The sequence below is a fragment of the uncultured Clostridium sp. genome (genome assembly GCF_900547735.1).
Classification (GTDB): Bacteria; Bacillota; Clostridia; order Lachnospirales; family Lachnospiraceae; genus Otoolea.
In genome coordinates, this window is record NZ_URHZ01000011.1 from 16,473 (window position 1) to 39,709 (window position 23,237).

Below are 23,237 nucleotides of genomic sequence, written 5' to 3' on the forward strand. Positions count from 1 at the left end.
CAGGCCCGAGGCATAAAAGGAGCTGCAAAATGGCATAAACACAATGGTGTTTCATGTCATTTTACAGCTCTTTCCCGTTGTCCGTCCGCTATTATTCCGTCTCCGATTCCATTTCCAGGCAATTCTGTAAAACGGTTCCCAGTCCGCCTGCATAACCGTCAATCTCTTTATAGAGTTTCTTCACACTGTCAAGCTCCATAATTTCATCGAAAAACCCGGTATCATAATTGATAATTGTCATTCCATTATCCGTCAGTAACTTCTTATTCGTTTCGTCGATCTCCAGCATCACGGGACGCATCTCCGCAAGCGCTTCATCCACCGCCTGATTCAGCGCTTCCTGATATTCCGGCGCAAGCCCGTCATAAGCCTCCTTGTTGATGCATATTTGATTTGCATATAAAATATGGTTTGTGCATGCCAATACTTTCTGGATCTCGTACAGATTCGCTCCTACTATCGTATCAGCCGCATTTTCCTCGGCGTCAATAATGCCGGACTGGAGTGCAAAGTAGACCTCCGACCATGCGAGGGGCGTCGGCTCCGCACCGATCGCCGTCCAGAACGCCATATGGTTGGAATTGCCCATCGTCCTGATTTGCATCCCCTTAAAATCGGCAAGCTTGCTGAGATCCCGGTCCGCGGTCGTCAGGCGGTAGGTCGCATTCTGCAGAATTCCCAGCAGATGTAATTTTGCCTCTTCATAGCCCGATGACAGCTTCTGGTGAAACTCGGAATCTCCGCTGTTAAACACGGCGTCAATGGTATCACCGTCGTACTTTGCAAAAACCATAGGGAGATCTAACGCCGCCAGGCTCGGAACGAACGGCACGACCGGGGCCGTCTGGGAAACCATTACCTGAACATCATTATACTGCATCTGGCGCACCAGCTCCTCGTCATTGCCGAGTTCTCCATTGTGGAAAAGATCGATGGTGAGCTTTCCGCCTGTAATACGGTCCACATTTTCCGCTACTTTTTCAAAAAAAAGCTGCCCGGCCGCTCCCTTTGAAATAGAATCGGCGCCAATCAGTTCCACCGGTTCCAAATCCTCAAATCCCGGCGTCCCCTTAATCTCCTGTTCCGTACCGGTTTCCACACCGCCGCAGGCCGTAATCGACACTGCCATTGCCGCTGCAAGCGCGGCTCCCATAAAACTGCGAATTCTTCTCATCTATATTTTCCTCCCGTCGGATTTTTTTACGTTTCAGAGATTTTCACACTTTCTATAATCTGTTCTGTTTGTACCCGACCATTATGCCGATATTATAGTGTATGTAGTTCGGAAATACCAATGGTGAATTTTCATGCAATACCACTAAAATTCGCATAGATTTCTGTAAACTTTAACTTTTTCTTTGCACAGACATCTAAATTTATCATAAAGAATCCGCAAAAAGCCGTTTAATATATTTCAAAGTACTCCAAACAACGAAAAGTACGCTTCGCGGACTTTTCATTGCCACTCAACAAAAAAGAGCCGCAAAATGGCACAAACACAATAGTGTTTCATGTCATTTTGCAGCTCTTTCCCGTTGTCCGTCCGCTATTATTCCCGTTTTGATTCCGTCTCCAGGCTATCCTGTAAAATACTTCCGAGGCCGTCCACGGATGCATCTATCTCCTTATAAAGCTGCTTCACACTGTCGAGCGCCAGCACCTCATCGAAAAAAGCTTCGTCATATGTGATAATCCTCATTCCGTGCTCTTCGAGCGTCTTCCTGTTTGTCTCGTCAATTTCCAGAAGCATCCGGCGCATGTCGGCATTCGCTTCATCCACCGCCTGTTCCAGCGCCTGCCGGTATTCCGGCGCCAGCTCCTCATAGGCCTTCTGGGTGATACATATCTGGTTTGCATAGAGGATATGGTTTGTGCAGGCCAGAACCTTCTGGATTTCATACAGGTTCGCCCCCACTATGGTATCCGCCGCGTTTTCCTGCGCATCCACGGTACCCGACTGCAGCGCAAAGTAGACCTCGGACCATGCGAGAGGCGTTGGTTCCGCGCCGATGGCGGTCCAGAATGCCATGTGGTTGGAATTGCCCATGGTACGGATTTGCAGCCCCTTAAAATCCTTAAGTGTGGAGAGATCCCGGTTGGCTGTGGTCAGCCGGTACGTTGCATTCTGCATGATGCCCAGCAGGTGCAGGCCCGATTTCTCATAACTTTCGGACAGTTTCCGGTGGAATTCGCTGTCCTTCCCGTTAAATACGGCGTCAATCGTGTCTCCGTCATATTTCGCAAAAGCCATCGGCAGATCCAGGGCCGCAAGCGCCGGAACAAAGGAGACGGCGGGCGCTGTCTGGGACACGGTCAGGTGAATGTCGTTAAACCGCATCTGACGGAAAATCTCCTCGTCATTGCCGAGTTCCCCGTTGTGGAACAGATCCAGGGTCAGTTTCCCTCCGGTAATCCGGTCCACGTTCTCGGCTACTTTTTGAAAAAATATCTGTCCGGCCGCCCCTTTGGCATTGGCATCCGCGCCGATCAGAACCACCTGGTCCAGATGTTCAAATCCCGGCGCTCCAGCAACCGTCTCCTCCTGGAACAGTTTTCCGCCGCAGGCCGAAAGCGACAGCGCCATCCCCGCCGCCAGTAATGTCCCCATAATAACACCCGTTTTTTTCATGTACAGTCTCCTCCTGTGCCTTACAAATATTAATATTGCAGCCCGCCGTTGACATCCAGGATTTCTCCGGTTGTCCAGGCCGCGTCATCGCTTCCAAGATAGGCAATCGCCGCCGCTATATCCTCCAGTTCCCCCAGCCGCGGGATCCGTACGCCCTCCGAAAGTTTTTCAATCTTATCCTGCGAAAGCGTTAAGAACATCCGTCCTTTGATCGGCCCCGGCGCCACGCTGTTAACCGTAATGTTCCACGGCCCCAGCTCATAGCCGAGAAGCTGTGTCATTCCCACTACCGCCGCCTTGGACGCCGCATAGTTGACTCCTACTCCGGGACGTCCCGTTCTGCCGCCAAGGGAAGATATCAGGACAATTCTACCATACTTTTGTCTTTTCATCACCGGAACTACCGATTTTGCCGAATGAAAAACTCCCGTCAGATTAATATTGATTACGTCCTGCCAGTCCTTCTCGCTCATTTCATCGATTGGATAATGGCGGACAATGCCGGCCGTCGCCACCAGCACGTCGAGTTTTCCGAATTCCTTTACCGTAAAACCGGCGGCTTTCACACAGTCCTCATAGTCGCACACATTGCCCCGGACCACCTTTATCCTGCCGTCCTCAAAACCGGATTCCATCAGTTTCTTTTTTGTCTCCATCAGGCCCTCTTCCGATAAATCCGTAAGCACAACCCTGGCGCCCTCTAAAAGCAGCCGTTTTGCCGCCGCAGCCGCGATGTCGCCTGCTCCCCCTGTAATTAAAACCACTTTCTTATCAAATCTGTTCATTTTCATCCTCCCTCATACATCTCTTTGCCCATTTAAGCGCCTGCCCCGCATACGCCTCGTATCCCATCTGTGCAACCCGTTTTAAATTTGGTATCTCAAGTCCCCGGATGACATTCCGGTTGGGAATATTCATAATAATGTCACGAATCGGTACCGCCCCTTCTCCCGGATACAGCCGTTCGGCACGCCCCGTATGTACCAGACTCTCCCGATCCTCCGGAATTTCCTTACCGGCGTCGCACAGATGCGCACAGACAAACCATTCCGGCGGCAGCTCCGGCAGCTCGTTTATATTAACCCGTGAGCGGTAAAAATGAAGGGTATCCACAATAATGCCGGCGTTTTTCTTGCCCGAAGCCAGAAGCAGCTCCTTTGTCTCCCGCAGGTTCTTCACGCTGGACCAGGTAACAAATTCCAGATTGACTGTAATTCCGTAATTGCCCGCCAGCTCGCAGAGCTCACAGAATTTTTCCGTGTAATATGCCTTGTCGTCGGTCCAGATATTGGATAAGACATGGCGTACGCCAAGTTCGGCGGCCGCCTCCAGGCACGGCTCATATTCCCTGATATCGACGCCGTCAAAAATCCTGGTATTCTCAATCCCGTCTATCTCAATCCCGGTCTCCCGGACGGCCTGCTTTATTTCCGAAAAAAGTTTCCTGTCCTTTGTAATATCAAATGTCTTTTCTCCCTCCACGCCCATTGGTATCGTCCGGAGCGCGACGGAATCATAGCCGGTTCGGGCCGCAATCCGGATCATCTCCGGCGGAGGACAGGTAATATCGGTCAGATGTACGAGCTGATATTTTGTTTTCATTGTTATATCCCTCTTTTCTCTATCTTCTTAAGGTTAAGACTTCACCTTCCCCGCGGCTTTATGGTATAATGTACACAAAGTGGACATTGTACCGGCGCATGCCGGGTTCTGCGTCCACCGCAGAAATTCGGGCGCCGATTTCATCCAAAACGGAGGAAGGAAAATGAATCTTCAACAACTGCGTTATTTCCAGACAATTGCGGAGCTGGAGAGCTACACAAAAGCATCCCGTAAGCTGCTGATTGCACAGCCGAGCCTCAGCCACTCCATCGCTGATCTGGAAGCCGAACTTAATGCCCCTCTCTTTTACAAGATTGGCCGCGGCATCAGGATTACGGAATACGGCGAACGTTTCCTGATCCATGTCAATAAAATTCTGAGTGAGCTCGATCTCGCAACTTCGGAAATACACAGCATGCGAAATTCCAACAGCGGTAAAATCCGTATGGCTGTCGGTTACACACTTCAAAGCCATTTCATTCCGGATATGATAAACGGTTTCCATCAGAACCCGGAAAACCATCTCGTCCAGTTTGAGTTTATCGATCAGCACGCTGCCATGATGGAAAATGCATTTCACCAGAAAGTAATCGACCTGGGCTTTGGCGCCAGGATTCCCAGCGATAAGATTGAATTTTACCATCTGTTCGACGAGGAGCTGATCGCGATTGTACCGAACAATCATCCTCTTTCACGCGCCGGACATGTTACGCTGTCCCGTCTGCTTGAAGAACCGCTGATTTCCTACACCCGCAACTGCGGTACCCGTTACTGTCTCGATGGAATATTTGAACGTTTTCATCTCACTCCCCATATTCTGCAGGAGGCGGAAAATGAGAAGATGATTGCCGCCGCCGTTTCCTCCGGCCTGGGAGTGGGAATCATCCCACACGTTCCCGAGCTGCAGGTTTTAAATGTAACCCCGCTGGTTCTCGAATCGTCGTCGCTCGGCCGCCCTCTCTATTTATGCTGGCCCAAAAATGAGGTCCTGCCGCCGTTTGTCCGCAATTTCAAAGACTATGTCATTGCCCGGATGGAGGAAGCAGGAGGCTCCCATTCCAGTTCTTTCTGATGATCATCATAGCCCTATTATAGGGGAACCGGTGCGGAAATACTAATATTACATTCCAATATAACGTATTCGTTTTACGCATATGTTTTTCCGTTATAGTTTCCAGGGACACCCTTGTTTTTTCTCCCTCTATCCTGTATAGTAACTGGTGTAACGGCGCGGCCGCATACAGTTTATGCAGCCGTAACGGCACACTGTTTCACGCTCACTCCAAAGCTTTGCCCGTTTTTTCAAAACGGCTGAACCGGCTGAGGGGGAAGCCTGTGAATTGTAATCCCGCTGTTTGTCCCGGATTTCTTTTTCCGGCTGTTCCCTGTCAGTTGCCTCGGTTTGAGCTGTGATAACCCAAGTTATCCATACCACAAAAAAGAGAGGACTGAATCAATTATGAAAAAATTATTACCCGTTTTTATGGCTCTTGCCATGACCGCAGCTTCCCTTGCAGGCTGCTCTTCCAACAACCGGACCGCCGGAACCACGGCCGCCGAAAGCCAGGCGGCGCAGGCTGAAACCGGTGAAAGCAGTGAAGCTTTACCGGCTCACGAAGAAACGGCTCCGGCAGAAGATACGCAGGAAACTACCGGCGGCACGGCAGAAGGAGCCATCCGGGTGGGCTCATTAAAAGGCCCTACCTCCATGGGACTTGTCTCCCTGATGAATTCCGGCGCCTCCGCCAATCAATATGATTTCAAGATGGTCACCGCCGCCGACGAACTGGTCGCTTCCATTGCCTCTGGCAAGCTGGATATCGCCCTGGTTCCCGCCAATGTGGCAAGTGTCCTGTATAATAAAACGGAAGGCGGCATCTCCGTGATCGATATCAATACACTGGGAGTGCTCTATATTGTTTCTTCCGATGATTCCATCAAGTCCGTCGCCGACCTGAAGGGCAAAACCGTCTATCTGACCGGAAAGGGGACGACGCCCGACTACGTGCTCAAATACCTGTTAAAGGCAAACGGTCTTGCCGAAACCGACGTAACATTAGAATATAAATCCGAGGCCGCCGAAGTTGCCGCCGTGTTAAAAGAGAAACCGGATGCCATCGGCCTGCTCCCGCAGCCGTTTGTAACCGTGGCCTGCGCCCAGAATGAGGCTCTTAAGATTGTGCTTGATCTGACTTCGGAGTGGGATAAGGTGCAGGGCGAAGACGGCAGCCGTCTTGTGACGGGCGTTACGATTGTCACCAATGATTTCCTGAAACAGAATGAGGAGGCCGTAAAGGTATTCCTCTCCGACCACAAGGTTTCCGCCGAGGCCGCCGTTTCAAACCCGGATGCCACGGCCGAGCAGATTGTTCAGGCAGGCATTATCGAAAAGGCCCCGATTGCCAAAAAAGCGCTGCCCTACTGCAACATCACCTTTATTGAAGGCGAAGAGATGAAGTCCGCCCTGGCCGGTTACCTGAATGTCCTGTATGAGCAGGATCCGAAATCCGTAGGCGGCAAACTCCCGGCCGACGGTTTCTATTACACAGCCAAACAGTAAAAAATGAAATTTCTATCCGGAGACAGCAGAATATGAATACCCAGAGTAACGGAAAGACATCAGAAAAATCGAACAGTAAAAATATCGCCGGAAAAACCGCAGTCTTACTTTTCTGGCTCGTCCTGTGGCAGGTTTTGTCAGCCGCAGTCAATAATTCCATCCTGTTTGTGGGGCCGGCCGATGTGCTGGCCTCCCTGTCGTCCCAGATCGGCACATTTGATTTCTGGAAGACCATCGGCCTGTCCTCCCTGCGCATCTGCACGGGATTTACCGCCGCATTTTTCTGCGGGATTCTGACGGGCTGCCTGGCTTTCCGCTTTCCATTCCTGGATGAACTTCTGGCCCCGGTGATGCTCCTCTTAAAGTCCATCCCCGTGGCCTCCTTTGTCATCCTGGCCCTGATCTGGACCGGCGCGGAAAACCTGTCCGTCTTTATCGCATTCACGATCGTCCTTCCGATGCTGTACACCGCAACGCTGTCGGGCCTCAAAAGCTCCGATGACAAGCTGCTTGAGATGGCGCGTGTCTTCCGCCTCTCCTTCTTCCGGAAAGTAAAGGCCGTGTATCTGCCCGCCCTGCTGCCCTATCTGCTGACCAGCGTAAGGACGGCCCTTGGAATGAGTTTCAAATCCGGCGTTGCCGCCGAGGTCATCGGCGTTCCCAGCTATTCCATCGGTGAAAAACTCTACATGTCAAAGATTTACCTCGACACGGCCGGGCTTTTTGCCTGGACTCTTGTGATTATCGCCGTCACCTTTTTCTTTGAGCGGCTGTTCCTGCTCTTAATCGGCTCTCTGGACAGAAAGAAACAGGGATAATGCGTCCCGGTACGGTACCGTGCAATACGGTGCGGCTCTTTACGGACTGTCCCGTAATCACCGAAACATCCATACATCAGGAGGTTTTAAATGGAACTGATACTCGACAACATCACAAAATCATACGGCTCCCTGCCCGTTCTCTCCGGCGTCAGCCTGAAAATCGCATCCCCGGACATCTGCTGCCTGATGGCTCCTTCGGGAATGGGCAAAACGACGCTGTTCCGCCTGATCCTGGGACTCGAAAAGCCCGACTCCGGCACAATCACCTCCTCCCCTGAAAAAATCCGTTTTTCCGCAGTCTTTCAGGAGGACAGGCTGATTCCCGAATTTTCCCCTCTGGAAAATACCGCCCTCGTCCTGCCCGGACGCACCGACAGGGACCGGCTTTTCAAAGAGATGGCAAGGCTGCTGCCCGAGGAGGCGTTAAACCGCCCCGTCTCCACCCTGAGCGGCGGCATGAAGAGGCGCTGCGCATTGCTGCGCGCCCTGCTGGCTCCCTGCGATATGTTTATTTTCGACGAACCGTTCACCGGTCTGGATGAAAAAACAAAGGACAGGGCCATCCGCTACCTTCTGGAGAAAGCAGACGGACGTCCTGTCCTCTTATCCACCCATGACCGGAACGATGCCGGCCTGCTGGGCGGTAAAATTATTACAATTCAGCGTGAAATACTTAGTTCCGATACTTAATTCCGATCCCTGGTTCCAATCCCTAATTCCGATCCCTGGTTCTGATCCACTGCACGTGTAAACAGATATTCCCTGAGTTTACCGACGTCACCGTCCGCGAAACAGTATCCCTTCATTCCGCAGGCCGCCGCACCGTCTATGTTGGCCTGGATATCGTCAATAAACAGGGACTCCTCCGGCAGGATGGAAAATTTCTCAAACAGGCGTTCAAATATCTCCGGTTCCGGTTTCAGCAGTTTCTCTTCCGCCGAGACAAGAACGCCGTCAAAATATTTAATCCCCGGGATCCTGTTTTCAAAAACCCTCAGCCTCAGAGAGGCATTGGAGCAAAGATAAATGGACAGCCCCGCTTCCTTAAGCTCTTTTACAAGCTCCTCCATACCAGGTTTCGGCTCAATATTGAACTCGTGCCAGTGAGCCAGGCTCAGCCGCGCCAGTTCCCTTGTCCGCTCATCGGGAAGTCTCTCCTGCACGCGCTTCAGCGCCTCATCCTCCTCAATGGTTCCCCTGTCCAGCAGAGTCCACTCCTCCGCAAAAAACAATTCTTTTTCCATCAGTTCCACATCCTCTTTGGAGTCTGTAAACTGCCAGCATACTCTGGCCGCCTCATAGTCTAAAAGAACACGTCCCATATCGAATACAATATTTTTAATCATTAACAATCCTCCTGTTTAAAGAGCCTGACCCGCAGACCATCGTCCCGAAGCCGCCCGCGGCCGGACGTCCCTGACATCAAACCTGCATTCCAACGAAGCGGTTATGAAAGTCCCTGGCCTTTTCCCACGGTAAAGTAGAGAATCAGCAGGATAACGGCCGGAGCCACAAAGCGCACGATAAATTCCCATGCTTTCCTGAGCCGGAACGGATAGGTTCCGCTTGAACTAATCTCTTCGGATGCCTTGCCCTTCCCCCAGATCCAGCCGGCAAAAATACAGAAGCACAGCGCTCCCACCGGAATCATCAGGTTATCGGTGAACTTTTCCATCACCGCATTCATCGGCAGCATCTGAAGTCCCTTTGAAAAATCAAACCAGGGCAGGTTGATGTTTCTCGACTCCATCTGGGAAAGGGAATATCCGGCGCTTAATACGGTCATCGGCACGGACAATATAACCGTCGCTTTCAACCTGGACACCTTCCACTCTTCCGTGATAAATGCCACGCAGCTCTCCAGGATACTGATAGCGCTGGTGAGCGCCGCCAGAAAGAGGAGCACGAAGAAGAACAGGCCGAATATCCGTCCTCCCGGAAGACCGTCAAATACTTCCGGCAGGGCCATAAAGGCAAAACCGCCGCCCATGCCGAGCCCCTCCGCTCCCAGGGTGACAAATACGACAGGGACAATCGCGAAAGCGGCCAGAATGGCCACCAGCGTGTCCAGCACACAAATCCACGCCGCACTCTTGACGAGATTATCCTTCTTCGGCACATAGGAACCGTAAGTGACCATGATACCCATTCCCACGGAAAGGGAGAAGAAGGCCTGTCCAAGCGCCCCTACCAGCGTATCCCGGTTAAAACTGCCCGGTTTGATGGTGAGCATATAGGAAAGTCCCTCTTTTGCGCCGGGGAGCGTCACGGACCTCACCGCGCAGGCAATCAGAAGAAGGAACAGAGCCGGCATCAGAATCTTGCTGACTTTCTCGATTCCCTCGGAAACTCCCTTAACCACCACATAAATGCAAAGCACCAGAAATACAAGTCCCCATGCAAGGGGCTGCACCGGTTTACCGATAAAATTCACAAAATATTCCTGGTAGGACACGGCTCCGCTTCCAAAGCCCGGTTCCACCAGATAGGCAAAGACATACTTGAGCACCCATCCGCCCACCACACTATAATAAGACATAATGACAAAAAGTGTCAATACGCCGATTCCGCCTGCAAAGGTCCACTTCCTGTTAAGCTGATGGAACGCTCCCACCACATTCTTCTGGGTGGCCCGCCCGATCGAAAGTTCAGCCAGCATGACCGGAAAACCAATCAGAGCCACAATCACAATATAGGAAAGCAGAAAAGCGCCTCCCCCGTATGCTCCCGTCTTTCCCGGAAACTTCCAGATATTTCCCAGACCCACGGCAGAACCCGCCGCCGCCAGTATAAAACCCAGGTTACTGGCCCACTGGCCTCTTCTCTGACTCATGATAATCATACCCCCTGAACATAGTTTGTTTTGTTTCTCCGCCGCATTCATTCCCGTTCTTTTTGTACTCCCGGGAAAAACATCCTGCAAACAGACGCACGTCTGCTATAATATCAGATTTCCGTTTAAAAGTCCATTTTCAGCCGCCGTCCCAGACATACGAAATAGTTATCGGAGGTATAACCTGAGGATATTCATTGTCTTTTCAGCACGGAGTATTGTCTTTGCATTGCATACGTTTTCTGAACATTTCTCTCCCCGGCCGCATATTTTTTCTTCTCTCCGGCAATCCTTCTCCAATGCGGATATTTATCCTTTTCCGGTAGAAAGCCCGGTTTTACCGTCTTTTTCCCGCCGTATATTCAGTGAAATCTCAATAAATTTAAATAGAGATAAATTTTTATCAATTTTTTATTCCCATTTTCATGATTTAATGGTAAAATAGTAACAATAGTGAGTTAGGAGGTGCTGATTATGAAGATGATTATGGCAATTATCGGAAGCGAAGATGCGGATGATTTAGTTTACGAATTGAACCAGAATTCTTTCTTTGTTACAAAACTTTCCACAATGGGCGGTTTTCTGAAGAAGAAAAGTACGACGCTGATGCTCGGCGTTGACGACAGCCGTGTGGAGGAAGCGATTACCATTATCAAGAAGATGTCGGGTACAAGAGAACAACTGGTTTACACACCACCAACTATGGCCGGAAACTGCTGTCCAACCGTCAATATGACGGTTCCGATGAATATGAAGGTAGGCGGTTCCACAATCTTTGTCATGAACGTAGAAGATTTCCAGAAATTTTAACCATACCGCGATGCGGTATGACTGATGTGTACCGGAAACAGGCCGAATGAACAGCATGCCGTTCATCCGGCCTGTTTTCCGCTGGGTGGGGATTGACAGCCGCGGAGAAACCCGGTAAAATCAAATGAAAGCATGTACTTGCATTAGGAGTGAATATGGATATAACCAGCCAGAAAATTATTGATGCCACGATGAGCCTGATCCGGGACAAGGGCTACGTTGCTACGACGACAAAGGATATCGCCAGGGCGGCCGGGGTCAACGAATGCACCCTCTTCAGGAAGTTTAAGAGTAAAAAAGATATTGCGCTGAGCGGCATGGAGCAGGAACAGTGGCGGGGCAATCTGACCCCTGAAGTATTTAAGGACGTGGTGTGGGAACTGCAGCCGGATCTGGAGATGTTTATGAACGTCTATATGGACAAAATCACTCCCGATTTTGTCAACCTGTCCATCGGTCTGCGCGCGCCCCAGCTTTATGAGGAGGCGGCTCCCCTGATTATGAAAATACCGCAGGCCTTTCTCTCCTCCCTCACCGCCTATTTCGTCAGGATGGAAGAGCTTGGGAAGCTGCCTCATCTGGATTTTGACTGCCTGGCGATGACGGTCTTTTCCACCACTTTCGGCTACACGTTTCTGAAAGCCTCTTTCGGGGATCAGCTGTCTCCCGATTCCCGGAGCGATTTTGTAAAAAAGAGCGTTGAAACATTGATTAACGGCATTCCAACGGTATCAGCCATATAACAGTAAGGCATTGGCAAGGCACTGCCGCACGGCGGTGCCAAAAAAACGCGGTTCATGCAAGCAAGTACACGCATTCAAATATTAAAGGAGGTATTCTATGATGATAACAGGCGCCCAATTATTTGTAAAATCCCTGAAGGCGGAGCATGTCGACGTTCTCTTCGCCTATCCGGGAGGCCAGGCCATCGACCTGTTTAACGCCCTGTATGGGGAAGAAGATATTAACGTAATCCTTCCGCGCCATGAACAGGGGCTGATTCATGCCGCCGACGGATATGCCCGCTCCACCGGCAAGACAGGGGTCTGCCTTGTGACGAGCGGCCCGGGGGCCACAAACCTCGTCACCGGCATTGCAACCGCCAACTTTGACAGCGTTCCCCTTGTCTGCTTTACCGGCCAGGTTCCGGTGGGCCTGATTGGCAACGATGCGTTTCAGGAGGTGGACATCGTCGGAATTACGAGAAACATCTGTAAATATGCAGTCACAGTGAGGCGCAGGGAGGATTTGGGCGCAATTATTAAGAAGGCCTTCCTCATCGCCGGAAGCGGAAAACCAGGGGTTGTCGTCGTCGATTTCCCGAAAGACATCCAGCAGGAACAGGGCAGCCCCGATTATCCAGGCAGTGTGGAAATCCGCGGCTACAAGCCGAATACCTCCGTCCATGCGGGGCAGATAAAGAAGGCGGCAGAACTGCTGGGGCAGTCGAAACGGCCCGTCTTCCTCGTCGGCGGAGGCGTACAGATCGCACACGCATCCCGTGAGATGACGGAACTGGCCGAGCTTACAAAGGTTCCCGTCATCACCACCATCATGGGCAGGGGAGCCGTTCCCACCTCCCATCCTCTGTACGTCGGAAATCTTGGAATCCACGGAAGCTTTGCCGCCAATTCGGCGGTCAGTCACTGTGATCTCCTCTTCTCCATCGGAACCAGGTTCAACGACCGCATTACCGGTAAAATCGAAGAATTTGCAAAAAACGCTTCCATCGTACATATTGATATCGATCCCGCCTCCATTTCCAGAAATATTGCCGTCGACATTCCCATTGTCGCAGACGCAAAGGAAGCGCTCCGCGCATTGCTGGAAAAAGCCTCTCCCCTGGACACGGAGGCCTGGATCGCCCGGATCGGCGGCTGGAAGAAAAACCGCCCCCTTTCCATGGGGCAGACCGGCCTGACTCCCCAGAAAATCATTGAGGCCGTCAACAGGCTTTTTCAGCGCGCCGTCATCACCACCGATGTGGGACAGAACCAGCTTTGGGCAACACAGTTTCTGGATCTCAATGAAAGCAGGCAGATGCTGACCTCAGGCGGACTCGGAACCATGGGCTACGGTTTTCCGGCCGCCATCGGCGCAAAGCTCGGCAATCCGGACAAAGACGTCGTCGTTATTACAGGGGACGGGGGGATGCAGATGAATATCCAGGAAATGGCGACCGCGGCCGTATACGAGCTTCCCATTATCATCTGTATCCTGAACAACGGCTATCTGGGTAATGTCAGACAGTGGCAGGAAATGTTCTTCGACCGGCGCTACTCTTCCACCTGCATGCGCCGCAGGAAGAGCTGCCCCGCTTCCTGCAGCTCCCCCGGGGAAGAATGCCCCGGATATACGCCGGATTTTATGAAACTGGCGGAAAGCTACGGCGCCGCTGGAATCCGTGTCACCGATGAAAGTGAGATAGAGAGCGCGCTGCTGGCCGCCAAACGGGTCACGGACGGCCCGGCCGTCATAGAGTTTATAATCGGACGTGAAATGAACGTCCTCCCCATCGTTCCCCCGGGAAATGCGCTGGGGAATATGATTTGGGGAAATGGCGGTACAGTTCAGGCAGATGAGGAAATGATTTTGGAAAGCGGGGAAAAATAAGAATGAAGAAACGTTGGATTTGTCTGTTCGTAGAAAATGATATCGGCGTCCTTGCATGCATTTCCGGTCTGTTTTCCGGTAAATCCTATAACCTGAACAGCCTGACCGTCGGCAGGACGGAGGATGAAACCGTATCAAGGATGACCGTGAGCCTCACCAGTGACGACAAGGTGTTTGAACAGGTAAAAAAGCAGCTCAACCGCAGTGTTGAGGTGATCAAGGTCGTGGATTTTACCGACATCGCCATTCATGTCAGGGAACTCATGTTTATCAAGGTTAAAAACTGCTCAGACGGCGACATGACGGAGATTTTCAGAATTTCCCAGGTTTACGGCGTCAAAATAATCGACTATACGCCGACGGCCGTTCTGCTTGAGAGTGTGGATACGGAAGAGAATAACGACGGGCTGATCCGCCTTCTGGAGAACCGCTTTATCAACCGGTTTGAGATCGCCAGAGGTGGAAATGTGGCCGCCCCCGCCATTGAGAGATAGCTTCCCGATACCTTTAACTCCGCAGCCGAGGCTGCGGAGTTAAAGGTATGCCCTGCCGGGCAGCCTGTTTTGCTGTATGTTGGTAACGCGGAATTTCTATTAAAAGGGCGTGTTATTCTTTTGCCTTGATAATCCCGCTCAGAACCTGATAGAGTAAATCCGAATCAATCGGCTTTGCCAGATGGCCGTCCATTCCGGCCTCCGATGCCTTTACAACATCCTCATGAAAAGCGTCGGCCGTCATTGCGATAATGGGGATGCTCCCTGCCCGCGGATGCCGGGATTTCCGGATTCTTTCCGCCGCCTCATATCCATCCATCACCGGCATCTGCATATCCATCAGGATCAGGTCAAACCGGCCGCCGTCAGCCAGGAATTTCTCCAGGGCCTCTTTTCCATTAGCCGCACACTCCACCGTCAATCCCACCATCTTAAGCAGTTCCATGGCAATCTCCCGGTTCAGCTCGTTGTCCTCCGCAAGCAGCACATAATGGCCGGACAGATCCGGTCTGTCCGTCTGAACGCCATATGCAGGCATCGTGAGCGCTCCGCTGTTTCCTGCCGCCGAAAGTAAGGTATTATAAAGTACGGAAGAAAAAAGCGGCTTTGACAGAAACGCGTTGGCTCCCGCCTCACGGGCGCTCTTTTCTATTGCGCTCCAGTCATAGGCGGTAATGATAATAATCGTCGTATCCGTTCCCACAATCTCCCGGATGCGCCGTGTTACTTCTATTCCATTCAGATCCGGCATCTTCCAGTCAATAAAGCAGACGTCATAATTTTCTCCCGAACCGCTTGCACTCCTGATTTTCTGTACGCAGTCTTCGCCTGTGAGCACCCAGTCGCACCAAATTCCCAGATTCTTCAGAAGTTTTGAGGTGTGGACACAACTGTCCCGGTCATAGTCCGCCACCAGAACCTTCAGGGTTTCCATCGCCGGATGTCTCTGGGCAGATACGCTGCCCCTGGCCTCCGGCAAATCAAAATCAATCTCTACCGTAAAGGTACTCCCCTTTTCAGACTCACTTTTTACGGATATCGTTCCTCCCATCAGGGTGACCAGATTCTTTGTAATCGGCATGCCAAGTCCGGTGCCTCCGAATTTCCGTGCGGTAGCCACACTTTCCTGCTCAAACGGGTTAAAAAGACGTCCCTGAAATTCCTTACTCATTCCGATTCCGGTGTCGCTGACAATAAAGCGCAGGCGGACCTGGTTATCGAGGCGCCTTACCTGCTGTATCTCCAGCCGGACGGAACCGCCCTCCGGCGTAAATTTAATTGCGTTGGACAGGAGGTTCAACAGCACCTGGTTCAGCCTCATGGCATCCCCCTTCAGAACCGTATCGCTCAGTTCCACGAAAGGCACCGTAAAATCCAGTCCTTTGGCAGTGGCCTGCGGGTAGATAATGGAGGTCATAGACTCCACCGCGCTCTCCAAATCAAAATTTTCATGTGCTATCTTCATCTTTCCCTCATCAATCTTAGACATATCCAGTACGTCGTTGATCAGGGCCATCAGGTGCTTTGAGGAATAGCCGATTTTTTTCAGGCAGTCGGCCACCCTCTGTTTGTCGTCTATGTATGCTCCGGCAATCGTTGTCATGCCGATAATCGCGTTCATGGGGGTCCGGATCTCATGGCTCATGCGGGATAAGAAATCCGATTTGGCATGGTTGGCCTGTTCCGCCACGGTCAGCGCGTCTCTCAGCGCTTCCGCCTGTTCCGTCAGCTTCGCCTGCATCCGGCGCAGTTCGGTCACATCGGTGATGTCGATAAAAAGAGCCAGATAAACGGGACAGCCGTCCTGCCAGTCCACACAGGTGGCGTTGACCTGAAGCCACAGCGTCTGGCCTTTTCTGCTCTTTACGCACATGACAAAATGGACAGCTTCGCCTGCCAGAAGTTTTTCGCGGTTTTCCCGGATGGCGGTCATATTGTCTTCTATATTGCGGCTGTGCAGGCTTTCCGCCTTCCCGTTTTCAACCTCCAGAAAATATTCCATAAACCGGCTGTTGCCCTCCAGCAGCGTCATATTAAGTTCTCTGTCAATCCGGTACTTTGCTACAAAACCGGGCAGACTCTCGTAAGTGACCGACTGTTCTTTCTGGACCCGGATCAACTCGTCAATGTTGGTCATGACCGTATAAGCCACCTGATAACCGTTTACATACTCCTCCGAAAACTGCGTGGAGAACTGTATCCACAACCGGTTCCCGTCTTTCCTTTGCATCCGTGAAAGAAGCTGGTAACCGTCGCGGTGATTGGCAAGCGCATCCCCGACCGTCTCCGTAAGGCGTCTCCACTCTTCCGGGTCGTATTTTGCGTAAAAGAGATCCGGCCTGTTATGAAACTCCGCCTCATAATCGGCCTTATTCCAGCCGATAAACTTATAGTAAAACTCGTTTGCCCAAATCAGTGTGAAATGTTCATCCAGAAGATGTTTGCTCACACTGACTCCCATCAGGCGCATCAGCGTGTGATACTCATACTCGGCCGACGCCGTCTGCAGTTCACTGCTTCCCGATGAAATCTCTGTTTCCCGTTCACTCATTATCTAGTTCCTCCTGGCCCTGAGAATTGTTATTTAGAATGATGCCTTAACTTTTAAAATTTCGGCGTCCGTTAAACGCAGCGGCCGCTGTATCGGCGGTTCCACCTTGTTCATGTTCGACTGTTTACAATATACCATATCCGTTAAAACTTCACAACCAGCTTATGGCAATTCCTTGCGGGAAATGATAGAATAAAAGGCATACCGATAAAATACAGGAGCCTGATAAAATGGAAAAAGAACAACAGATATCGAGCCTGATTTACGAATTTTTTTTCATGCGTATCCATTTTGAATATTATAAATACGGGGATGCCCTTCCATCGATCGACACACTGTGCAGGCAGTTCTGCGTCAGCCCCCAGACCGTGAAAACCGCTCTGAGGCAGTTGCGCTCCGAGGGTTATATCTCCATGAGAAATGGCAGATCCACCAGGATTATATTCAGGCAGACCAGACAGGAGCTGATTGATTTTGCCCTCCGCTTCTTTTCGGAGCGCCGGTCTGCATTTCCCGATCTCTGCCGAACTGCGGAGCTGATCTTAGTCCCCCTCTTCGTCGAGTCCTTCCGGCGGATGGATGACGCCGGTTTCCTGCATCTTTCGCGTTACATAGAGCGTGCACAGGCAGACGATCTGCTCTATTTCTATTGCTATGTGCTGCAAAAACTGGACAATCCCCTGGCGATGAACCTCTTCTGGGAAATATCGATGTTTATGGGACTCATGTTTATCGGCGAAAAAGGCGGAGATGACTTTTACAATAAGAAGTTACTGCGGGAGGGAATCGAAGAGATTATCAGCTATAAAAAGATGCGGGACTGGACGGGGCTGCACGACGCCATTCTGAAACACCAGAGTGATTCAATGGAACAGGCGCTCCGGTATATGGAGCAATACACACTTCCTTCTGAAAAACAGACTCCCTTTGTCTGGCGTATTTACCGCGGACGGCCTCAGGTCTGTTACAGTCTGGCCATACGTCTCCTCTTTGAAATCTACCTTGGAGAATACAGGGAGACCGAGTACCTTCCTTCTTATGAAAAAATGGCAAAAAAATATGGCGTTTCACTCAGCACGATCCGCAGAACCATCCTGGTCCTGAACCAGACCGGAGCAGCCGAATCCGTCAATGGGATCGGCACCCGGGTCTTTTCGATTGGACAGCAGTGCAATATGCCCGACTTTTCCGTGCCCGCCGTCCGGCGTAATTTGGCGTTCTTTGTCCAGTCCTATGAATTGATTATCTATTCCTGCGAAAAAGCGGCGGTAGCAACTCTCCTGGCTCTTACCGATGAAGGACGCGGGCGTTTAAAAGAACGTCTCGGGAAAAACCTGGAAGACGGACTCTGCGGACTCACGCCCTGGCATCTGCTTCTCTGTATCTCACGGAACAGTCCCTTAAACGGAATCAGGGAAATCTATTCGAAGATATTCGGTCTGTTTCTCTGGGGGTATTCCTTAAAAGGATATCAGGAAAAGACGGAAAAACTGGATTCAGAGCTCAGGGTTTTTACAGAAACGATGCTTGTATATCTTGAACAGAAGGATTTTATCCAATGCGGCCGATGCATGAAAGAAACGAGCACTTATCAATTTCAACTATTGGAACAGTATCTCCTCCGTGTTGGCTTTGAACCGGATGAACTGCGGCTCTCACCGTCGATCCGTCTTATCCTCACAGATGAATGAGCAGCAAAAAAGGATGTCCGAAAATGGCGAGCAAAGAACGGATGACATGGTATAATGAGCACAGAGCGGACATTATACCTGCGCATGCCTGGTTCTGCGGCCGCCGCAGAAATTCGGGCGCTGATTACGGGAGGATGGAAAATCATGACAGACAACGACAGCAGCCTGTACGCTGCATTCAAGGCAAAGGACGCCCGGTTTGACGGCCGGTTTTTCGTCGGCATCTCGACTACTGGGATCTACTGCCGCCCCGTATGCAGGGCAAAGCAGCCGAAACCCGGAAACTGCACCTTTTTCCGGACCGCCGCGGAAGCCGAAAAAGCCGGTTACCGCCCCTGCCTTTTATGCAGGCCGGAACTTGCTCCCGGCGCTTCCGTCACGGACGCATCCGCCAATCTTGTTTACCGGGCCGCCCGGATGTTTGAAAGAGACTGTGGAAGCGGACTGAACCTGGAAGAAATATCCGGAAAGCTCGGCTGCACCGGCAGACATTTACGGCGCGTATTCACGGCAGAGTATCACGTCTCCCCGGTTCAATATCTGCAGACTTGCAGACTTCTTCTCGCTAAGAACCTGCTCACAGACACGGATTTGCCGGTCCTTGATGTGGCCATGGCGGCCGGTTTCGGCAGTCTGCGGCGTTTCAACGACCTGTTTAAAAAGCAGTATCATCTAACTCCCACCGCTCTTCGGAAACGGAGTACGGAGGGGGCAAATCACAGTGGAAACCTTACGCTCGCGCTGGGCTACCGTCCTCCCTATCCCTGGGAAGAGATGCTTGATTTTCTCGGCCGCCGCGCAATCTCCGGTATTGAAAGCGTAAGGGAAGGTGAGTATCTGCGCACCGTTCGATTGGAGAACGCGGAGGGGAAACCGTTCTCCGGCTGGCTGAGAGTCGGCCACCGGCCGGAGAAAAACGCACTGAGCATCACCGTGAGCGAATCCCTGCTGCCCGTGCTCTCACAGGTTCTGGCTCGGGTACGCCATTTATTTGATCTGTATTGCGATCCGGATGCGGTCTATGAAACACTCCGCGTTATGAACAATATACGTCCAAATCTTTGCGTTCCCGGTACGCGTGTTCCCGGCTGTTTCAATGCCTTTGAGATGGCCGTAAGAGCCGTGCTCGGACAGCAGATTACGGTGAAAGCGGCAGGCACGCTGGCTGGCAGAATTGTTCACGCCTATGGAACGCCCTGCCGGACCGGAATCGAGGGTCTGACCCATCTTTTTCCAACGCCGGAGGATATCCTGGCAATGGGCGGAGATATTTCAAACCGCCTCGGCGTGCTGGGCGTCACCTCCGCACGGTCCGGCACCATTCTGGAGCTGGCGCGGGCATTGGTAAATAAAGAGATTGATCTTGACCTCTGCCCCCGGCCGGAGGAAGAGATGAAAAGATTGACGGCGCTGCGCGGGATCGGAAACTGGACGGCACAGTACATTGCCATGCGTGCAATGGAATGGCCCGACGCGTTCCTCGAAACGGACGCAGGCGTCAAAAAAGCCCTTCCCGGCCACACCCCGAAGGAATTACTTGAAATGGCGGAAGCCTGGAGGCCATGGCGCAGCTATGCCACGGTCAATCTGTGGAATACACTATAAGGAGGTTTAAAATGTACTATTCGACAAACTACACATCCCCCGCAGGAATCCTCACCCTTGCCTGCGACGCCGACGGCAGCCATCTTGCCGGACTATGGATAGCGGGACAAAAATACCATGGAAAATCCGTCCCCGGGCCGATGGAGGCAAACGACGGCATGCCCGTATTCACCGCGGCAAAGAACTGGCTGGACCGGTATTTTGCAGGTGAGAAGCCCGCCGTCTCCGAACTGCCCTTAGCTCCCATCGGCACAGAATTCCGTCGGGGCGTATGGAGTATTCTATGTGAAATCCCCTATGGGGAAGTTGTCACCTACGGAGACATAGCTAAAAAGATGGCCGCCAAAATGGGTAGGAAAACCATGTCCGGCCAGGCGGTAGGCGGTGCGGTCGGGCATAACCCAATCTCCATCATCATCCCCTGCCACCGTGTTGTGGGCTCAACCGGCAGCCTGACCGGATACGCCGGAGGAATTTCAACGAAAATAAAATTGCTGGAATTGGAAGGGGTCGATCTGTCCCGGTTTTTTATACCGGAAAAGGGGACGGCCTTATAAAAAGAGTATGGATATCCGGACTGCGGCCTGCCCGAAGCCGCCGGACGTAAAAAGGATTATATTACAGTTGTTTAGAATTTGCCAAAACAGCATGTTCCGGCGGATATCACGCACAAAATACAGAATGGAGAATCCCGCCAGTGGGATTCTCCATTCTGTATTTTCCTTGGTACCGGAAGTTTTATTCATGCGGGTGACAGGACTTGAACCTGCACGGGGTTTCCACTAGAACCTAAATCTAGCGCGTCTGCCAATTCCGCCACACCCGCTCAACGGTGTAAAAATGCAGGTAATGCATTTCCCACCTTTAAAACAGCATTATTATTATATAAGAAATCTATTGGCTTTGTCAATCAAAATATGAAGATGGGGGCGGGCGAAGGATCCGGGGATAAATGGGGACTTCGGTTCTGAATGAGGGGGCCAGTTCTGCCCTCCGGCTTTTCATCCGGCTTCACACTTTTTTCACAAAGACGCCAAACTTTCAACACATTTTTTATGTATCATAAGAATCAGCAGGCAGGACCTGCAGTAATACTTTTTCATACTCCTCCGGCAGGATTCCCTCCTGCCGGATTCCTCTGTCTGTAAGATTCCTCTGTCCGTAACTTTCTTTCTATTCCGTCTGCCAGATTTCCAGCGCCCCTTTGTTTCCCGGACGCTCATGCCAGCAGGCTCCCTCTAAGGGACCGCCATGCGTCTCGTCAAAGTAATACCAGTCGCCCTGTTCGTCTTTTCCCACTACCCGGCCGTTCCACTTCTGCCATCCGGTCAGCATATATCCGTCTGCACCGAACAAATACCAGCGCCGGTTAATCTGCTGCCATTCTCCGGCGGCATAACTGCCGTTCTCTTTGCGGTATTTAAACCGTCCCTGACCGTCGTGTTCCCAGTCTGCTCCGGCTCCGCCGGGCTGTACCGGAATCCATGTTTTCATAAATACATCGGGTGTTCCGTACTTTTTCTTAATTCCAGCCGTACTGCTGCCCCAGTCCGGAAGCTGGAAATGCGGTTTATCTACAATACTCTTCCAGTCGCCTCCCCACTCAAGTCCGACGGACTTCCCAATCTGTCCGACTCTGGTGAAAAAGTCTCCGGACTCATCATAAGCTCCCTTCCCGTCATTCCGGTAGATATCGAAGGCCGTTCCCCACTGGTGGTAGGAGCTGTAACTGCTTCCCGGAGCGTTTGTTACAATACTTCCCGGCTTTGTCCGTCCCTGGGCATACAGAGCATCCTGCTCATCCCTGGTCCGCAGCGTCTCCCCTATTTTAATCTTCAGTCCCTGCTTTTCGCACGCCTCTAAAAGACGCGCCGCTTTTATCTGTAATTGTGGATGACACAATTTAATATCTTTCATGACCTTTGCCTTTTTTATGTATCATATGCAGACAGGCGTAGGATTGTCCCTTCCCCTTACGGAGCCGTTTTTTGACATCAAAAATCTTCTTAATTTATCAGAAAATATAAACTATATAAAATATAAAAACACTCTTCCCTTTTGGATCATTTTATGGTACAATATTGCTGTCTGATTGATAGAGACAATTTCATCACGGGGCATTAGCGCAGCTGGGAGCGCGTTTGAATGGCATTCAAAAGGTCACGGGTTCGAATCCCGTATGCTCCACTTCAAAAGGTCTGGTAAAATTACCAGACCTTTTTTAATTCATAGGAAATTACGTCCTATGAATCAAAAACGCTCCGCGAGGATGCACATGCCGCGCAGAGGAATTGTGCCGCTAAAGCCGTTTGGAAATCAGCGCCATTTCCCCCTGTCCGAATAGTTTTTCCGCATTCGCAGATACTATTAAGAACATCAGAAAAAATATTTTCAGATGGAAAGGATGGTGAATGCATTGAGAAATTTATATGACGACGGCAATATCCCCGAAATAGATATGCCCAAATCTTCCAACGCAACGTATGAGGTTCCGGATGAACTTCCGGTTTCCACTGAGCCGCTTCCTGAATCAGAGCGTCCCCGTAAGGACGGCCCTGGAGGCAATTAGGCAAAACAGACAGCAAGACCCACCATTACAAAAAAAGCCGGTTTCCAGTGACTTTTAGCTCCTGGGAACCGGTTTTTGCCGTGCCTGCCTCTGACACAAGCCGAAATCCGCAGCATTGGAAGACGCCATTCCTTTTTCCGGATGAAAAGAAAACTTGTTTTTTTCTGATTTTTTTGAAGTATATATTGAATTCTTTTTTGTCTGTGATATAATTGAGCACATGGGGACATAGCTCAGCTGGGAGAGCGCTGCGTTCGCAACGCAGAGACCGCGGGTTCGAATCCCGTTGTCTCCATTAAACAATAGAAAGAACGCTCCGCGTACTTTTTAATCGGTCAGCCAATGTACGAAATCCGAACTCATCAGAGTTCGGATTTCGTGCGTTCTGCCTCTGTTTTAGTGAAGGTTAACACAGTACGGTTTAACCGTTTTCCCACTGTTTGCTATTCCTCCTGCTTA

The 23,237-nt window shown here is 51.2% G+C and carries 20 protein-coding genes and 3 tRNA genes; 14 read left to right on the forward strand and 9 right to left on the reverse strand.

Annotated elements, in window-relative coordinates:
• Nucleotides 1-91: 91 nt before the first annotated feature.
• From QZT18_RS05235 to QZT18_RS05250, 4 genes are all read right to left on the reverse strand, one after another.
• The gene (locus QZT18_RS05235; RefSeq protein ID WP_294145257.1) at nucleotides 92-1,174 is read right to left on the reverse strand and encodes a TRAP transporter substrate-binding protein; all 1,083 of its coding nucleotides are present in this window, start codon (nucleotides 1,172-1,174) and stop codon (nucleotides 92-94) included.
• Nucleotides 1,175-1,549: 375 nt separating this feature from the next.
• Nucleotides 1,550-2,629: a TRAP transporter substrate-binding protein gene (locus QZT18_RS05240; protein WP_294145260.1), complete on the reverse strand. Its 1,080-nt coding sequence runs from the start codon at nucleotides 2,627-2,629 to the stop codon at nucleotides 1,550-1,552.
• Nucleotides 2,630-2,658: 29 nt separating this feature from the next.
• Complete coding sequence (locus QZT18_RS05245) at nucleotides 2,659-3,414, reverse strand: SDR family NAD(P)-dependent oxidoreductase (RefSeq protein ID WP_294145262.1); 756 nt, start codon at nucleotides 3,412-3,414, stop codon at nucleotides 2,659-2,661.
• The gene (locus QZT18_RS05250; RefSeq protein ID WP_294145264.1) at nucleotides 3,401-4,231 is read right to left on the reverse strand and encodes a sugar phosphate isomerase/epimerase; all 831 of its coding nucleotides are present in this window, start codon (nucleotides 4,229-4,231) and stop codon (nucleotides 3,401-3,403) included. The genes QZT18_RS05245 and QZT18_RS05250 overlap by 14 nt, the downstream gene beginning before the upstream one ends.
• Nucleotides 4,232-4,394: 163 nt before the next feature.
• Between QZT18_RS05250 and QZT18_RS05255 the strand changes: the two genes are divergently transcribed.
• From QZT18_RS05255 to QZT18_RS05270, 4 genes are all read left to right on the forward strand, one after another.
• Nucleotides 4,395-5,303: a LysR family transcriptional regulator gene (locus tag QZT18_RS05255; RefSeq protein WP_294145266.1), complete on the forward strand. Its 909-nt coding sequence runs from the start codon at nucleotides 4,395-4,397 to the stop codon at nucleotides 5,301-5,303.
• A gap of 387 nt (nucleotides 5,304-5,690) precedes the next feature.
• Complete coding sequence (locus QZT18_RS05260; RefSeq protein ID WP_294145268.1) at nucleotides 5,691-6,791, forward strand: ABC transporter substrate-binding protein; 1,101 nt, start codon at nucleotides 5,691-5,693, stop codon at nucleotides 6,789-6,791.
• Between the two features lie 32 nt (nucleotides 6,792-6,823).
• A complete protein-coding gene (locus tag QZT18_RS05265; RefSeq protein WP_294145270.1) occupies nucleotides 6,824-7,609 on the forward strand; it encodes an ABC transporter permease in 786 nt (261 codons plus the stop codon).
• A 90-nt stretch (nucleotides 7,610-7,699) separates the two neighbouring features.
• Nucleotides 7,700-8,302 carry an ATP-binding cassette domain-containing protein gene (locus tag QZT18_RS05270; protein WP_294145272.1) on the forward strand — a complete coding sequence of 201 codons (603 nt, stop codon included), beginning with the start codon at nucleotides 7,700-7,702 and terminating at the stop codon, nucleotides 8,300-8,302.
• Here the strand turns inward: QZT18_RS05270 and QZT18_RS05275 are convergent.
• The gene (locus tag QZT18_RS05275; protein WP_294145274.1) at nucleotides 8,299-8,958 is read right to left on the reverse strand and encodes an HAD family phosphatase; all 660 of its coding nucleotides are present in this window, start codon (nucleotides 8,956-8,958) and stop codon (nucleotides 8,299-8,301) included. The two genes, QZT18_RS05270 and QZT18_RS05275, sit on opposite strands and share 4 nt — an antisense overlap.
• Before the next feature lie 101 nt (nucleotides 8,959-9,059).
• Entirely contained in the window at nucleotides 9,060-10,445 is a 1,386-nt protein-coding gene (locus QZT18_RS05280) for a sodium-dependent transporter (RefSeq protein ID WP_294145276.1), read from the reverse strand.
• Nucleotides 10,446-10,919: 474 nt separating this feature from the next.
• On the opposite strand from QZT18_RS05280, the gene QZT18_RS05285 reads away from it, so the two are divergent.
• The 4 genes from QZT18_RS05285 (at nucleotide 10,920) to ilvN (ending at nucleotide 14,362) form a co-directional block, all read left to right on the forward strand.
• Complete coding sequence (locus QZT18_RS05285) at nucleotides 10,920-11,255, forward strand: cyclic-di-AMP receptor (protein ID WP_009295999.1); 336 nt, start codon at nucleotides 10,920-10,922, stop codon at nucleotides 11,253-11,255.
• 155 nt (nucleotides 11,256-11,410) lie between these two features.
• The gene (locus tag QZT18_RS05290) at nucleotides 11,411-11,998 is read left to right on the forward strand and encodes a TetR/AcrR family transcriptional regulator (protein ID WP_294145291.1); all 588 of its coding nucleotides are present in this window, start codon (nucleotides 11,411-11,413) and stop codon (nucleotides 11,996-11,998) included.
• A gap of 97 nt (nucleotides 11,999-12,095) precedes the next feature.
• Nucleotides 12,096-13,868: a biosynthetic-type acetolactate synthase large subunit gene (gene ilvB / locus QZT18_RS05295; protein ID WP_366925801.1), complete on the forward strand. Its 1,773-nt coding sequence runs from the start codon at nucleotides 12,096-12,098 to the stop codon at nucleotides 13,866-13,868.
• A gap of 2 nt (nucleotides 13,869-13,870) precedes the next feature.
• Nucleotides 13,871-14,362, forward strand: a complete 492-nt coding sequence (ilvN, locus tag QZT18_RS05300; RefSeq protein WP_294145293.1) for an acetolactate synthase small subunit — start codon at nucleotides 13,871-13,873, stop codon at nucleotides 14,360-14,362.
• A 112-nt stretch (nucleotides 14,363-14,474) separates the two neighbouring features.
• Here the strand turns inward: ilvN and QZT18_RS05305 are convergent, their stop codons facing one another.
• The gene (locus tag QZT18_RS05305) at nucleotides 14,475-16,913 is read right to left on the reverse strand and encodes a PAS domain-containing hybrid sensor histidine kinase/response regulator (protein WP_294145295.1); all 2,439 of its coding nucleotides are present in this window, start codon (nucleotides 16,911-16,913) and stop codon (nucleotides 14,475-14,477) included.
• 230 nt (nucleotides 16,914-17,143) lie between these two features.
• On the opposite strand from QZT18_RS05305, the gene QZT18_RS05310 reads away from it, so the two are divergent.
• The 3 genes from QZT18_RS05310 (at nucleotide 17,144) to QZT18_RS05320 (ending at nucleotide 20,766) form a co-directional block, all read left to right on the forward strand.
• A complete protein-coding gene (locus QZT18_RS05310; RefSeq protein WP_294145297.1) occupies nucleotides 17,144-18,604 on the forward strand; it encodes a GntR family transcriptional regulator in 1,461 nt (486 codons plus the stop codon).
• A 144-nt stretch (nucleotides 18,605-18,748) separates the two neighbouring features.
• Nucleotides 18,749-20,209: an AlkA N-terminal domain-containing protein gene (locus QZT18_RS05315; RefSeq protein ID WP_294145299.1), complete on the forward strand. Its 1,461-nt coding sequence runs from the start codon at nucleotides 18,749-18,751 to the stop codon at nucleotides 20,207-20,209.
• Between the two features lie 11 nt (nucleotides 20,210-20,220).
• Complete coding sequence (locus QZT18_RS05320) at nucleotides 20,221-20,766, forward strand: methylated-DNA--[protein]-cysteine S-methyltransferase (RefSeq protein WP_294145301.1); 546 nt, start codon at nucleotides 20,221-20,223, stop codon at nucleotides 20,764-20,766.
• A gap of 188 nt (nucleotides 20,767-20,954) precedes the next feature.
• Here QZT18_RS05320 and QZT18_RS05325 read toward each other — a convergent pair.
• Together QZT18_RS05325 and QZT18_RS05330 are read right to left on the reverse strand one after the other, a co-directional pair.
• Nucleotides 20,955-21,035: transfer RNA gene (locus tag QZT18_RS05325), tRNA-Leu, on the reverse strand.
• 347 nt (nucleotides 21,036-21,382) lie between these two features.
• A complete protein-coding gene (locus tag QZT18_RS05330) occupies nucleotides 21,383-22,126 on the reverse strand; it encodes a M15 family metallopeptidase (RefSeq protein WP_294145303.1) in 744 nt (247 codons plus the stop codon).
• A 197-nt stretch (nucleotides 22,127-22,323) separates the two neighbouring features.
• On the opposite strand from QZT18_RS05330, the gene QZT18_RS05335 reads away from it, so the two are divergent.
• From QZT18_RS05335 to QZT18_RS05345, 3 genes are all read left to right on the forward strand, one after another.
• A tRNA-Ala gene (locus QZT18_RS05335) sits at nucleotides 22,324-22,396 on the forward strand.
• A gap of 229 nt (nucleotides 22,397-22,625) precedes the next feature.
• Entirely contained in the window at nucleotides 22,626-22,778 is a 153-nt protein-coding gene (locus tag QZT18_RS05340; protein WP_164516890.1) for a hypothetical protein, read from the forward strand.
• Nucleotides 22,779-23,000: 222 nt separating this feature from the next.
• A tRNA-Ala gene (locus tag QZT18_RS05345) sits at nucleotides 23,001-23,073 on the forward strand.
• Nucleotides 23,074-23,237 lie beyond the last annotated feature (164 nt).